The organism is Gordonia malaquae, assembly GCF_037148075.1.
GTDB lineage: Bacteria > Actinomycetota > Actinomycetes > Mycobacteriales > Mycobacteriaceae > Gordonia > Gordonia malaquae.
This window is the reverse complement of the sequence record NZ_JBBCUB010000005.1, coordinates 332,507-345,766: the sequence shown is the minus strand read 5'-3', so window position 1 is coordinate 345,766 and position 13,260 is coordinate 332,507. Positions and strand designations below refer to the sequence as shown.

The 13,260-nt window shown below is 66.4% G+C and carries 14 protein-coding genes; 8 read left to right on the top strand and 6 right to left on the bottom strand.

The window, feature by feature from the left end; genetic code table 11:
- Positions 1-211 precede the first annotated feature (211 nt).
- The 8 genes from WFK36_RS18530 (at position 212) to WFK36_RS18495 (ending at position 7,654) form a co-directional block, all read left to right on the top strand.
- Positions 212-1,324 (top strand): aromatic ring-hydroxylating oxygenase subunit alpha, encoded by a 1,113-nt coding sequence (locus tag WFK36_RS18530; RefSeq protein WP_336793434.1) that lies wholly within the window; start codon positions 212-214, stop codon positions 1,322-1,324.
- A 10-nt stretch (positions 1,325-1,334) separates the two neighbouring features.
- Entirely contained in the window at positions 1,335-1,535 is a 201-nt protein-coding gene (locus WFK36_RS18525; RefSeq protein WP_336793433.1) for a ferredoxin, read from the top strand.
- Entirely contained in the window at positions 1,532-2,713 is a 1,182-nt protein-coding gene (locus tag WFK36_RS18520) for an NAD(P)/FAD-dependent oxidoreductase (RefSeq protein WP_336793432.1), read from the top strand. The genes WFK36_RS18525 and WFK36_RS18520 overlap by 4 nt, the downstream gene beginning before the upstream one ends.
- Positions 2,714-2,822: 109 nt before the next feature.
- Positions 2,823-4,316: an APC family permease gene (locus WFK36_RS18515; protein WP_336793431.1), complete on the top strand. Its 1,494-nt coding sequence runs from the start codon at positions 2,823-2,825 to the stop codon at positions 4,314-4,316.
- 44 nt (positions 4,317-4,360) lie between these two features.
- A complete protein-coding gene (locus tag WFK36_RS18510; protein WP_336793430.1) occupies positions 4,361-5,404 on the top strand; it encodes an NAD(P)-dependent alcohol dehydrogenase in 1,044 nt (347 codons plus the stop codon).
- Positions 5,405-5,455: 51 nt separating this feature from the next.
- Positions 5,456-5,959, top strand: coding sequence for an Lrp/AsnC family transcriptional regulator (locus WFK36_RS18505; protein ID WP_336793500.1), 504 nt, complete (start codon positions 5,456-5,458; stop codon positions 5,957-5,959).
- A gap of 109 nt (positions 5,960-6,068) precedes the next feature.
- Positions 6,069-6,911, top strand: a complete 843-nt coding sequence (locus WFK36_RS18500) for a mycofactocin-coupled SDR family oxidoreductase (protein ID WP_336793428.1) — start codon at positions 6,069-6,071, stop codon at positions 6,909-6,911.
- A 185-nt stretch (positions 6,912-7,096) separates the two neighbouring features.
- Complete coding sequence (locus WFK36_RS18495; protein ID WP_336793427.1) at positions 7,097-7,654, top strand: hypothetical protein; 558 nt, start codon at positions 7,097-7,099, stop codon at positions 7,652-7,654.
- 12 nt (positions 7,655-7,666) lie between these two features.
- On the opposite strand, the gene WFK36_RS18490 is transcribed toward WFK36_RS18495, so the two are convergent.
- The 6 genes from WFK36_RS18490 to WFK36_RS18465 form a co-directional block, all read right to left on the bottom strand.
- Positions 7,667-8,755 carry an acyl-CoA dehydrogenase family protein gene (locus WFK36_RS18490; protein ID WP_336793426.1) on the bottom strand — a complete coding sequence of 363 codons (1,089 nt, stop codon included), beginning with the start codon at positions 8,753-8,755 and terminating at the stop codon, positions 7,667-7,669.
- Positions 8,752-9,711 (bottom strand): acyl-CoA dehydrogenase family protein, encoded by a 960-nt coding sequence (locus tag WFK36_RS18485; protein WP_336793425.1) that lies wholly within the window; start codon positions 9,709-9,711, stop codon positions 8,752-8,754. Before WFK36_RS18485 ends, WFK36_RS18490 begins: the two co-directional genes overlap by 4 nt.
- Positions 9,712-9,713: 2 nt before the next feature.
- Entirely contained in the window at positions 9,714-10,871 is a 1,158-nt protein-coding gene (locus WFK36_RS18480) for an acyl-CoA dehydrogenase family protein (protein WP_336793424.1), read from the bottom strand.
- Positions 10,872-10,876: 5 nt separating this feature from the next.
- The gene (locus tag WFK36_RS18475; protein ID WP_336793422.1) at positions 10,877-11,785 is read right to left on the bottom strand and encodes an enoyl-CoA hydratase; all 909 of its coding nucleotides are present in this window, start codon (positions 11,783-11,785) and stop codon (positions 10,877-10,879) included.
- A gap of 221 nt (positions 11,786-12,006) precedes the next feature.
- A complete protein-coding gene (locus tag WFK36_RS18470; protein WP_008378632.1) occupies positions 12,007-12,366 on the bottom strand; it encodes a cupin domain-containing protein in 360 nt (119 codons plus the stop codon).
- Between the two features lie 8 nt (positions 12,367-12,374).
- On the bottom strand, positions 12,375-13,235 hold the full coding sequence (locus WFK36_RS18465; RefSeq protein WP_336793419.1) for an IclR family transcriptional regulator: 861 nt from the start codon (positions 13,233-13,235) through the stop codon (positions 12,375-12,377).
- Between the last annotated feature and the right edge of the window lie 25 nt (positions 13,236-13,260).

Sequence of the window (13,260 nt, the reverse complement as noted above, 5' to 3'; positions counted from 1 at the left end):
TCCCGCACCTGACCTCGGGTCCGAGTGTGCCGACAGCGCATGAGCCCAGAGGCTCCGCGCATCTCAGCAATGAACTCGTAGAGCTGCGTATTGCGTAGTCAAATCCCGCGATTGCTTGACTTTGCGTTATGTGAGCTGCACCATGGTGGCATCGCGATGTGACCCCGACCAAAAGCAACTGGTCGATTCTCTCGACCGAAGGAGCCCCCACATGACCCCCACGATGGACCAGATCGCGGAACGGTACGGCCTGCCCGACAAGGGCGCCGTAGCCGATCTGCTGGATGCCGGACGAGGACTCCCCGTCGCGTTCTACTCTGCGCCCGAGATCTACCGGCTCGAGCAGGAACGGATCTTCGCCAAGTCGTGGAGCTATGCCTGCCATGAATCCGCTGTCGCCAAGCCCGGCGATTACGCGGTGACCCGTGCCGGCGACACGCCGATCATGGTGGTCCACGGCCGAGACGGCCAACTGCGCGCGTTCGTCAACGTCTGCAAACATCGCCTTCACTCGATTGCCGAGGAGAGCGGCAACAAGCCGCTGCTGCAGTGTCCCTACCACGGCTGGACGTACGGCCTGGACGGCAAGCTCAAGACGGCGCCGCGGTCGGACCGTGAACCGAACTTCGACTGCTCCACGATCTCGCTCGATCCGGTGGCCGTTGAACGTTGGGATCAGTGGGTGTTCGTGAACCCCGACGTCGACGCCGCCCCGTTGCACGAGGTGGTGGCCGGGATCGCGGACAACGCCAAGACAATCAACGACGATCTGCGCGGCTACGAGTTCCAAGTCCGCTACGAGTACGACATGAACTGCAACTGGAAGCTGTGGGCGGAGAACGCGGTGGAGTGCTATCACTGCCCGACGCTTCACAGCACCAGCTTCGGCAAGACGTACAAGACGTCTCCGGACGACTATCACGTCGAGTCGGACGCCAACACGATCTGGCACAAGGCGCCCATCGAGTGGCTGCCGTCGTCTGTGGATCCGACGGGATTGCAGGGCTTCCGCTTCGCGTTCACCTTCCCGTCGTCGTTCTTCGCGCTCGACGACTACGTCGGGTTCGTTGGTTCGGTGCAGCCCGTCGGCCCGGAGAAGTGCTGGGCGTTCGTCGACATGTACGCCCGGCCCGGCGCCGACCCCGTCGTGGTCAAGGAATGGCTGGACATGTGGGACCGCACTCTCATCGAGGACAAGCGTGCCACGGACGTCCAGCAGATCGGCTACAACTCCGGTCGCGTCCCGAGTGCTCGCCTGATGCTCGACAGCGAGAGCCCGCTCCAGACGTTCATGCGGGGCGTCGCCGACGCTCTGTACGCGTGAGGAGCTGACGATGGCTTCCGTACAGGTCGACCTCGGCAAGTGTCAGGGTTATGCGAACTGCGTGGTCACGGCGCCTGACGCGTTCGACATCGGCGACAATGGCAAAGTGGTCGTGCTCTTCGACGAGATCCTGCCGGCCGACCGCGCTCTCATCGAGCAGGCGGTGGCGTCGTGCCCCGCAGCAGCTCTCAGCATCGGTTCCACGCCGTGAGCGGGGTGGTCATCGTCGGAGGCGGTCTCGCGGGAGTCCGCACGGCCGAGGCATTGAGGTCGGCGGATTTCGCCGGTCCGATAACCCTGCTCGCCGGCGAATCCCATCTGCCCTATGATCGGCCGCCGCTGTCGAAGTCGGTCTTGACGCAACCGCTCGACATCGACGATGTCGCGTACCACTCGGAGGACTGGTACGAGGACAACCGGATCGATCTGCGATTGAACGAGAGTGCCGAGTCTCTGGATCCGGCGGCGCGCGTCGTTCACACGAGTGCGGGCTCGCTGCCGTACGACGACGTGGTCATCGCGACAGGCGCCCGTGCCCGCGACGTGTTCACCGACGCGCCCTCCGGCGTGATCACGTTGCGGACCATCGACGATGCGCGCCGACTGCGCGAATCGCTGCGCTCGGCGCGACGGCTGGTGATCGTCGGCGCTGGATTCATCGGCCTCGAAGTGGCGTCCTCCGCTCGCGAGCTCGGCGTCGACGTCGTCGTCGCGGAAGCGTCCGCTGCACCACTTTCCAGGAGCCTCGGCACCGAGGTCGCCGAACTCGTGGTCGCGTCAGCCCGCAGTGCTGGAGTTGAGATCCGTTGCGGTGCAACTATTTCAGCGCTCATCGGGGATGACGTCATCAGCGCCGTCGAACTGGCAGATGGCGAGCGACTCGAGTGTGACGTCGTTGTGGTCGGCGTCGGTTCGCTGCCCAACATCGAGTGGCTCGCCGACTCTGGGCTCGATGTGGGGCCGCTCGGTCTCCTGTGCGATCACCGAGGTGCTGCGGCCCACGGCGTGTGGGGAGTCGGCGACGTCGCGGCGTGGTCGGATGCCGACGGCATCCGACGACGTCATGAGCACTGGACATCGGCCACCGAGCAGGCGCGCGCACTCGCTCACCACATGACGGCCGACACGGCGTTCTCGTCGACGTCGACGTCGTACGTCTGGTCGGACCAGTTCGGGCGGCGTATCAACATCATCGGCGACACCGGAGCCGACGCAGACGTTCGGATCGTCTCGCACGGTTCGTCCGATCTGTTCGTGTTGTACGCGCGCGGCGGTCACCTCGTCGGCGCCTGCGTCGTCGACAACCCGCGACGCATGGTCGAGTGCCGCCGCTGGATCGCCGCTGCCACTCCCGTCTCACAGATCCCCGCGTGGTCGCACGCAGCTTGAACGAGCACTGCTCAGCACATCTTCACACCTGGAATTCAGCCATTCGCCCCACAGTGCCGGCCCGTTCTTCAGCGCGGGCGGCCACACTCCGATAACTGGAGGCCCTGACATGGGTTCGACATCCGATCGACGGTCCGACACCGTCGTCACACCAGCCACTACCTCCGATCACCATCCGAATGATGACGCCGACCTCGATCACCCCTCGGGAATGGTCCGCACGCTCAGTTGGCGCGATGGAATCGTCTTCGCGCTGAACATGCCGATCGGCCTGTTCCTGACGCTCGGCTACACGGTGGGCGCCATCGGCGGCTGGACGGCCATCACCATCTGGGGTGTCGCGTGCTTGTTCGCGCTGCTTCAGAACAATCTGTTCGCCGAAATGGCGTCGATGTTCCCCGACCGCTCCGGCGGCATCTCCGTCTACGCATACGAAGGCTGGAAGCGGCATTTCGCGCCGCTCGGCGCGATCGCGGCGTTCGGTTACTGGATGGGGTGGTCGTTGTCCCTGTCCGTGGAAGGCGTCGTTCTGGGGACGCTGGTCGAGCGAGCGTTCTTCCCGGACAACAACATCTCGATCCACCTGCCGATCGGTCACGATCTCGGCCTGCCCTACCTGATCGCGATCGCCGCGATCGTGGCCGCCTGGGCGTTGAACTACTTCGGCGTGAAGATCGCCGCCGGCGTCGCTCGCATCACCGGTGCTCTCCTCGTGATCGGCCTGCTCGTGCTGGTCGTCGGTCCGTTCGTGTCACCGAACGCCGACTTCCAGATGAGCCGAATCACGTGGCAGGGAACCACGGAAGTGATGGACTGGAAGGTCATCGTGGTGTGGTTCTACATCACGGCATGGACCACCTACGGCACCGAGGTCTGTGCCAGTTTCACCGCCGAGTACAAGGATCCGGTGTCCGATGCCACCAAGGCGCTGCGCCGATCGGCGGTGATGATCCTCGGCATCTACCTGCTGGTCCCGTACGTGGTGTGCGGTGCGCTCGGTGAACAGGTCATCGGCGACAACCCGGTGAACTACATCGGCATCGCCTTCGAGAGGATCCTGGGCGGCTACGCCTGGATGGGCGAGATCCCGATCATGGCGGCGTTCATCATCGCCATGATGACGGCGACCGCAGACGGTGGCCGATCACTCTGCGGAATCGCCCGATCCGGCGGCACGATCAAACAGTTGGGCGTGCTCAACCGCTACGGTGTCCCCGGTCGAGCACTGACCACCGACATGATCATCAATATCGCAGTGCTGATCCTGCTCGGCGAGCCGATCGCGATCCTGCTCGCGAGCAACCTCGGCTATCTGAGCGCAGTGACCCTGGCAGTAGGCGCGTTCGTCCTGCTGCGGCGCGATCTCCCGGATGCGCCGCGACCGGTCCGACTGCCTTCGCACTGGGTCTACATCGCGGCGGCGCTGTTTCTCGTCAACTGCTTCATCATCACCGTCGGAATCCTCAATCCAGGCCTCACCGGGTACGGCGGCGTCCAGGAGACGATCACCGGCATCGGCATCCTCATGATCGCTTGCGTCCTCTGGTACTTCCGCCAGCGTTTCCAAGACAGGTCCACGATCGCCTGGCGCGTCCGCGACTGACGCCCGATCCATTCCCGAGAAAACCCTCAGTTAGGAGCACAGTCATGAAAGCAATCCGCGTCCATCAGTACGGTGGTCAGCCGACGCTCGACGAGGTCGCAGACCCCGTCATCGAGTCGCCCCACGACGTGATCGTCCGTGTCGAAGGCGCCGGTGTCTGCCGTACAGATCTGCACATCATCGAAGGCCAGTGGGAGCAGAAGAGCAATGTGGCGTTGCCGTACACGATCGGCCACGAGAACGCCGGCACCGTCGTCGAGATCGGTTCCGCGGTCACCAATGTCGCAGTCGGCGACAAGGTGATCCTGCATCCGCTCGCCACCTGCGGTCTGTGTGCCGCATGCCGCAGTGGCGACGACGTGCACTGTGACACCTCCGATTTCCCGGGAGTGGACGCCGACGGCGGGATGGCGGAGAAGCTCCGGACGTCGGCGCGCAGCGTCGTCAAGCTCGATCCGTCACTGGAACCGTCCGACGTCGCCGCGCTCGCCGACGCGGGCCTGACCGCCTACCACGCGGCACGGAAGGCCGCGGTGCTGCTCAGCCCGGGGACGACAGTCGTGATCATCGGCGCGGGCGGGCTCGGTCACATCGGGATCCAGGTGGTCAAGTCGCTGACGGCGGCTCGCATCGTCGTCGTCGACCAGTCGGAGGCGGCGCTCGAACTCGCGAAGAGCATCGGCGCCGACGTCACCGTGCTCGCCGACGGCAGCGAGGTGGAGGCTGTCGCGGAACTGACCGGCGGGGCAGGGGCCGAGGTGGTCCTCGATTTCGTCGGGGAGGGCACCGCGATCGCGGCCGGTATCGGCATGCTGCGGCGGGCCGGCAGCTACTTCGTGATCGGCTACGGCGGCGAACTCGTCGTGCCGACGATCGACGTGATCAGCTCGGAGATCAACTTCGTCGGCAACCTCGTCGGCACCTACAACGACCTCGTGGAGTTGATGGCGTTGGCCGCCGAGAGCAAGGTTCGCCTGCACACGGTCAAGTACGCCTTCTCGGACTTCCAGCGGGCGCTCGACGACCTGCACCATGGCCGTGTGCGGGGGCGAGCAGTCCTGGTGCCCGACGCCGCGCTGGCTGTCTGAGATCCGGTTCGTGCCGATCGGGGGCGACGGTAGTCTGACGGGGTGCGCAGGATGAACACGAGTGACGACCCGGACCGCGTTCCCGAGTCGACCGATCCTGCCGTCGTCGAACTCGACGCGCTCGACCACAGCATCCTGTCGATGCTGCAGGCCGACGGTCGGATGCCCTACCGACAGATCGCCCGTGAGGTCGGGACGTCGGAGGGCACCGTCCGGGCCCGGGTCGGTCGTATGCAGAGTTCCGGTGTTCTCAACATCGTCGCGATCGCCGACCCGTTTCGGCTCGGCTACAACGTTCTCGCATTCGTCCTTCTGCGGTCCCGATCGGCCGACCACGGCCGCATCATCGACGAGCTGACATCGTGGACCGAGACGACCTACGTGTCGTCGTGCGTCGGCAGCGCCGACATCTACATGCAGATCGTCTGCCGCGACAACGCGCACCTCGGGACCCTGCTGCATTCGCGACTTCCCGCCATCGATGGCGTCGAGAGTGTCGAGACGTTTGTCGAGCTGAAGATGCACAAGGTGTCGTACACCTACAACGAAGACTGACTCAGCTCTACTTCATTCACCCATTCACAGGCGCGTCCCGAACACGGGACACGGCTGCGCCAGAACATATCCACGTTCCGGCAATCCCATTCTGAACGGAGGACCGACAATGACCGGTCGCGTAGAAGGAAAAGTCGCATTCATCACCGGTGCTGCGCGTGGGCAGGGCCGCAGCCACGCGGTTCGGCTCGCGGAAGAAGGCGCCGACATCATCGCGTTGGACATCTGCGGAGAAGTCGGCGGCACTGCGAGGTTCTATCCGCCTGCCACGCTCGCCGATCTGGAGCACACCGCGGAACTCGTTCGCGCGGCCGGCCGTCGGGTGGTGACGATCGTCGCCGACGTCCGCGACTACGACGCGATGGAGAAGGGGCTCGCCGCGGCCGTCGCAGAACTCGGCCGGCTCGACATCGTGTTGGCCAATGCGGGTGTCTTCCAGTTCGGTGATCGAGTCGTCGACACGTCGCCCCAAGACTGGAGTGACGTCATGGCAGTGAACGTCACCGGTGTGTTCCACACCTGCAAGGCGGCGATTCCGCATGTCATCGCGGGCGGCCGTGGAGGTACCGTCGTCATGACCGCCTCCGACGCATCTACGAAGGGCTTCGACCGCTTCGGGCACTACGTGGCCTCGAAGCATGCGTTGCTCGGCCTTATGAAGACGCTTCTCATGGAGGTGTCCGAATACTCGATCCGCGTGAACTGTGTATCGCCGACCAACTGCAACACGACGATGATTCAGAACGAAGCCGTGTACAAGCTGTTCCGGCCCGACCTGGAATCGCCGACCCCAGAGGAGTTCGCCGAATCGTCGGGCACCTTGCTGGCACTGCCCGGTCCGTGGGTGGAGCCTGTCGACGTGTCGAACGCCATCGTCTTCCTGGCGTCTGACGAGGCACGCTTCGTCACCGGTCTCAATATGACGGTCGACGGCGGATCGGCCTGGATCTGAACCGAGAGTTCGAACGACTCGGACTCGGTCGGGTGGGGCGCGGTGCTTTCGCGACGGCCGCAGGGTGACCAGCCGCGCAGTCGACGTGCGAAATCGAGTAGTCGACTACGCGGCTGTGTCACTGAAGTCGGTACAGCATGGATTCAGGCCGGGCGTCGGGCCGGCCGGAATCGGAGGACGTCATCATGCGGAGCATCACGAGGAATGCCCTGGCAGTCGCGGCGACGGGAGGCCTGCTGGTGGCCGGGGTCGCAGGCGAGGCGAGTGCATGGAAGGCGGTGGGCGGCCACGTCGGACTATCGGCGACCGCCGTCGACGGGAAGGTCACGGCGAAGGTCATGAGCAATCGAGGCAGCCAGATCCGCTGTTCGATTCGGATCTACGACGAGGCGGAGTACTCCCCATTGAAGGGCGCCGCGGACAAGGTCGCGGACGGGCAGACGAAACAGCGAAGTCAGGATTCGTCGGGAGGGGCCCTCGTGCAGGCAGGCCTCGACGTCGTGACGAACCATCACGCGTTGGCCGGAGAACTCGTCACGATGCCCGCAGGCGGATCGGGAGAGTCGACGATGACCGTCGCGCCCAGTGGTTCGACCTTTGCGGTCATCGCGCTGTGCGACGTGATGCAGGACGGCGCTGAAGCCGATCTGGTGGTCGTCAAGACTCCAGGTTCCGTCCAACGGACGGGCAGCGATGTGAACTCGTCGCCGTGGGGTTCGCTGGGTGGCATCTTCGGTTCGTGACCGAAGGCGGCGTCATAGCGTGACGAGCTGCAACGCGGCCTGCGGTTGGCCGAAGAGCTGAGCGTCGGCCTGTGCTCGTTTGAAGAAGAGCCCGATGTCGTGCTCCCAGGTGATGCCGATGCCGCCGTGCAGTTGGACGGCTTCGCCGGTGATGCTCATGTACTGCTCAGAGCAGTAGACGTGAGCGGTGGCAGCGAGTTCGGCCGCGTCCGCGCGGCCTGCGACGACGGCGTCGATCGCCGCGGCCGAGATCGACCGCATCGCTTCGACACCGACATACATGTCGGCCATCCGATGCTTCAACGCCTGGAACGAGGCGAGGGTGCGCCCGAACTGTTTGCGGGCCGAGGTGTACTCGGCTGTCAGGGCGAGAGCGCGTGCAGCGCCGCCGACCTGTTCCGCCGACAGCAGCGCCCAGGCGAGCGTCCGGATGCGCTCGGCGATGTCGCCGGGCGCGGTGATCGCAGTCGACGGCGTCTCGTCGAACGACACGCGGGCGATCGCGCGAGTCGGGTCGAGCAGTGGCAGCGGCGTGACAGTGACACCCGGCGCGGATGAGTCGACCTCATGGAGTGTCAGGTGCGACGACAGCGCGCCGTCCCGGCCTGCGAGCACGATGAACGTGTCGGCTGTCTCACCGTCGAGAACGTATTCGGCGGTGCCGGACAGAAGTCCGGCTTCGGCGGTCACTCCGGGCACAGCCCATCCGGCGTGCGACGCCCAGCAGAGAGCCCCGATCGTCTCACCGGAAGCGAGACCCGGCAGCAGGCGAGCTGCGGCCTCAGCGTCGCCGGACGCCAGAATGGCGCCCGCGGCGAGGACGCCGGAGGAGAACACCGGCACCGGCGAGAGCGTGGCGCCGAGTTCCTCCACGGCCAGGGCGGCCTCGGCCCACGACGCGCCCGCACCGTCGTATTCTTCGGGAACAGCGAGGGCTGCGACGCCGATCTCGGCGCACAGCGTTCCCCACAGATCGCGGTCGATGCGACCGTCGGCCTGCATGGCCCGACGGACGGCCTCGGAGTCGGAACGCTTCCGCAGCACGTCACGGATCGAGTCGGCCAGTGCCGCGCGGTCTTCCGCGCTGATCGGGGATGTCACAACGTCTCCAGAATCCGTGCGCGGTGGTACGAGGGGGTGCCCCAGGCGGACAACAGCGCACGGGTCTTCGTCAGATAGAGCGAGAGATCGTGCTCGGCGGTGTACCCGATCGCGCCGAGCACCTGAAGCCCGCGGCGCGAGGCCAGGTAGGCGGCTTCGCCCGCTGCGACCTTCGCCGCCGCGATGTCGCGCGCGACGTCGGTGCCCTCGGGCGCCTGGCCGTCGAGGCCGACTGCGGCGCCGTGGACGAGTGGGCGGGCCATCTCGATGGCGATCGCCACGTCGGCGAGATGGTGCTTCACAGCCTGGAACGAACCGATCTCGCGCCCGAACTGCTTGCGCGATTTCGCGTAGTCGGCGGCCATGTCGAGCATGGCCGAACCGAGCCCGAGGAACTGTGCGGCGGTGGCGAGCGCGCCGAGGTCGGCGGCCGCTGTGGTGTCGGCGTCGCCGATGCGGTCGCCCGCGGTCAGTTCGGCCACGCGTCGGGTCGGGTCCACCGACTCGAGGAGCTCACCGTGCGACGCAGTGAACACCGCGCCGTCGGCCAGCACGTACGGCGTCGCGATGTCGGGGTTCGTGGCGCGCGGTGCGACCGGTGCGAGGGCGCACGTCGCGGGCGTTCCGGACAGCAGTGCGTCCAATTGCGGTGAGTTGCCGAGCACCGAGGGCACGACGGCGAAGGTCTCGCTGACCGGGCCCGGCAGTGCAGCGCGTCCGACGCGTTCGAGGGCGACCACCATCTCGGTGGCTCCGGCGCCGCTGCCGCCGAGTTCGTCGGGGACGATCAGGCCGGTGATGCCGGCGTCGGCGAGGTGGCGGTAGACGGCGAGCGCCGGTGCGGTGTCGCCGTTGTCGGCCCACGCGCGTGCGACGGCGATGCCGCCCGCGCGTTCGAGGATGTCGTCGACCGTCTGGGCGAGATCGGTGTGGATGTCGTTGAGCAGGAAGTCCATGACTATCGATCTCCGCGGGGCAGGCCGAGGAGTCGCTCGGCGATCACATTGCGTTGAATCTCGTTGGTGCCGGCGTAGATCGGGCCCGACAGCGAGAAGAGGTATCCGTCCGACCACGATCCGGCGAGTTCGGCGTCGGCGCCGAGCAGATCGAGCGCGGTCTCGTGGGCGGCGATGTCCCACTGCGACCAGAACACCTTGTTGATGGACGATTCGAGGCCGAGTTGTCCGCCCGCGGCCAGTCGGCTCACCGTCTGGTAGGTGGAGAGCTCATAGGCCCGAGCCCCGATCCACGCATCCGCGACAGCTTCGTCGGACGTGGGGACCTCGTCGCGCCGGCTACTCCACAGCGCGACGAGGCGGTCGGTGGCGGCGAGGAAGCGGCCGGGGGAGCGCAGCGAGAGGCCGCGCTCGTTGGCGGCGGTGCTCATCGCCACCTTCCAGCCGTTGTTCACATCGCCGATCACCCCGGACTCGCCGGGGTTGGACGGGTCGTCGGGGACGAACACGTTCTCGAGGAACAGTTCGGCGAAGCCCGCCTCGCCGTCGAGCTGTGCGATCGGCCGGACGGTGACGCCCGGCGCGCGCAGGTCGAACATGAAGTACGTGATGCCCTTGTGGCGCTGGGCGTCCTTGTCCGAACGGAACAGGCCGAAGCCCCAGTCGGCGAAGCTCGACCGCGAGCTCCAGGTCTTCTGGCCGTTGAGCAGCCAGCCGCCTTCGGTGCGGGTGGCAGTCGACCGCAACGACGCGAGGTCGCTGCCCGCTTCGGGCTCGCTCCACGCCTGACCCCAGATGTCTTCCGACCTGGCCATGCGCGGCATGATCCGGGCGAGCTGCTCGGGGCTCGCGTGCTCGAACAGCGTCGGCGCCAGCAGGAAGATGCCGTTCTGGCTCACGCGTCCGGGAGCGCCCGAACGGTAGTACTCCTCTTCGAAGATCAGCCAGTGCAGCAGAGGGACGTCCCGGCCGCCGAACTCCTCCGGCCAGGAGACCACCGACAGTTTGGCGTCGGCCATCTTCTGCTCCCACGCGCGGTGGGCCTCGAAACCTTCCGCGGTGTCCATCGAGGGGAGCGGCTCAGTCGGAACGTTGGCGTCGAGCCACGTCCGGACTTCGGTGCGGAACGCCTGCGCGGCGTCGTCGAACAGCAGATCCATGACGATCAGCCCTTCTTCTCGGCGCTGGCCTTCATGGACTTCGCATCCATGCCGCCGAGCGAGTCGCCGGAGTCGGCGTCGTTTGCGGCGTGAGCGAAGTGATGCCAGCCGAATACGGAGTCCATCGCGTTGCGCATGCCCATCTGGTCTTCGCAGATGTTCACGGCCTTCTTGGACAGGAACAGTCCCTGCATCGGCATCTCGGTCATCTGTGCGCAGACCTCGTCGACCTTTGCCTGCAGTTCGTCGCGCGGGACGACGTGGTTGACCATGCCCCAGTCGAGCGCCTGCGCCGCGGTGAACCGCTGGCCGGTGAAGAGGATCTCCTTGGCGCGGCGGGCGCCGAGGACGTAGGCGTGCGCGAAGTACTCGACACCCGGGATGCCCATGCGGGCGACGGGATCGGAGAAGAACGCGTCGTCGGACGCGACGATGAAGTCGGCGGCCCACGCCAGCATCAGGCCGCCCGCGATGCACGCACCGTGCACCTGGGCGATGACCGGCTTGGGGATGTCCCGCCAGCGGCGGCACATGCCCATGTAGACCTCGATCTCGCGAGCGAGTCGCTGGTTGCTGTCGAGCGCGGCGCCGTCCTGCCGGGTGTGATCCCAGTGCAGCGTCGCAGTGTTCGGGTAGAAGGTGTTGAAGTCGCGTTCCGGCGTGCCGATGTCGTGGCCCGCGGAGAAGTGCTTCCCGTTGGCGCGGAGCACGATCACCTTGACGGACGCGTCGTCGACGGCCTTCCCGAAGGCGGCGTCGAGCGAATACGTCATCACCGAGTTCTGCGCGTTGCGGTAGTCGGGACGATTCAGCGTCACGTAGGCGACGGCCCCGTCGGTCTCGTATGCGACAGGCGACGTGTCGGGGCCGAGGTCGTCGGGCCCGAGGGCGGGAGGAATCACGACGTTGGTCATACCTGCGACTCTAACCTAGCAAGTGCTTGGTTGGTAGTCCGGGTGAGCGATGAGTGATGGCTTCGTGTCGGTGGCCGGGATCAAATGGGGCCGACGGCGCGGAGGGCTATTTGATCTGAGGAGCGCTCTAGATCAAATAGACCGACTGCGCGGCGGTCCATCTGGTGTGATGCCCGTTCGGGAGAGCTCTGCGGGGCGGCACAGTGTGTAGGGCCTGGAGCTCAGGGGCTCGGCGGTGACTCGATCGTCAGGGTCGGTTCGCGGTGGGTGTGGATCGTCAGGTAGCTGAGGCCGTCGTCGCCCGCGGTGATCGATCGGTGTGATCGACGTGGGAGCCACAGGAGATCACCCGCGACGACGTCGAGTTCGCGGTCACCCGAACCGATGCGACCCGATCCGGCGACGACGTGCACGATCACGTCCACCTCGCCGCCGACGTGCCCGCCGATCTCGCCGTGGGCGGGAAGCCGGATCAAATTCGAATCGAGGCCGCGGGGCGCCTCGTCGAGCTTCCATGCAACGGTGTTCGCATCAACGGGTTCGAGGGTCAGGTCGGCGGTGTTGGTGAGTTTGTGCGGCATGTTTTCTCTTATACGCCGACGGACGCGGCCGCCGCGACGGTCTGCGCTCCCCATTCGCGCAGTAGGCGGCCAGACATCGTGGTGTGCGGGCACGACACGATCGCGCCGATCACTCGACCGTCATCGACTATCGGGGCGCCGATGGTGACCGCGCCTACCTCGGCGTCGTCGGTCAACTCGGCGGCCACGTAGTCGATGGCGGACAGTTCGGCGAGTAGGCCGCCGACACGTTCACGCAGGGTGCTCGGCACCGAGTCGAGTCCGGCGAGTGTGTCGATGACGGCCCGATGGCCGTCGGTGATCCGCTCGATCGAGTATCCGCGGTGGCGGATCTCGGCGAGCACCGCACGCAGGCGTGGGCGGTCGGTTTGGGGGGCGCGGGCGATCCATGCCTCCCGGGCTGCGGGTTCCGACCACGCCACGAACTCGCGGCAGATCGGCGGCCGCAGACGGATCGGCCGGTTCGGCTTCATCCACTCGACGTCTGTCGTTGATCCCCGAGCGGCGTCTCCTTCTGATCCCCGAGCGGAGTCGAGGGGCCAGCAGTACTCGACGACGGTGATCGTCTCGTCGTCGATGCGGCGGGCGAGGAAGCAGGGCGCACCGGTCTGAGCGACGAGGCCTTCCATCGCGGGGCGAGCCTCCACGACGAGGCGATCGGCGCCGACGGCGCGGCGGGCGGTGTGCAGGAACGCGGCACCGAGGCCGACTCCGCCGGTGTCGGATCGCCGTGTCAGCCACCCGGCGTCGACCAGTTCAGCGACGATCGCGTGCACGGTTGCGCGCGGCAGGTGTGTGTCGCGCACGATGTCGGCCAGAGTGGGAGGGCGACCCGCATGCGCGACGATGTAGTCGAGCACAACGGTCACCCGCCTGGTCGGTGGGGAAGGTTGA

Excerpts from the sequence above, each read along its gene's own strand:
- WFK36_RS18530 (WP_336793434.1), top strand. The coding sequence starts at position 212 with ATGACCCCCACGATGGACCAGATCGCGGAACGGTACGGCCTGCCCGAC.
- WFK36_RS18525 (WP_336793433.1), top strand. The coding sequence starts at position 1,335 with ATGGCTTCCGTACAGGTCGACCTCGGCAAGTGTCAGGGTTATGCGAAC.
- WFK36_RS18515 (WP_336793431.1), top strand. The coding sequence starts at position 2,823 with ATGGGTTCGACATCCGATCGACGGTCCGACACCGTCGTCACACCAGCC.
- WFK36_RS18510 (WP_336793430.1), top strand. The coding sequence starts at position 4,361 with ATGAAAGCAATCCGCGTCCATCAGTACGGTGGTCAGCCGACGCTCGAC.
- WFK36_RS18505 (WP_336793500.1), top strand. The coding sequence starts at position 5,456 with ATGAACACGAGTGACGACCCGGACCGCGTTCCCGAGTCGACCGATCCT.
- WFK36_RS18500 (WP_336793428.1), top strand. The coding sequence starts at position 6,069 with ATGACCGGTCGCGTAGAAGGAAAAGTCGCATTCATCACCGGTGCTGCG.
- WFK36_RS18495 (WP_336793427.1), top strand. The coding sequence starts at position 7,097 with ATGCGGAGCATCACGAGGAATGCCCTGGCAGTCGCGGCGACGGGAGGC.
- WFK36_RS18485 (WP_336793425.1), bottom strand. The coding sequence starts at position 9,711 with ATGGACTTCCTGCTCAACGACATCCACACCGATCTCGCCCAGACGGTC.
- WFK36_RS18480 (WP_336793424.1), bottom strand. The coding sequence starts at position 10,871 with ATGGATCTGCTGTTCGACGACGCCGCGCAGGCGTTCCGCACCGAAGTC.
- WFK36_RS18475 (WP_336793422.1), bottom strand. The coding sequence starts at position 11,785 with ATGACCAACGTCGTGATTCCTCCCGCCCTCGGGCCCGACGACCTCGGC.
- WFK36_RS18470 (WP_008378632.1), bottom strand. The coding sequence starts at position 12,366 with ATGCCGCACAAACTCACCAACACCGCCGACCTGACCCTCGAACCCGTT.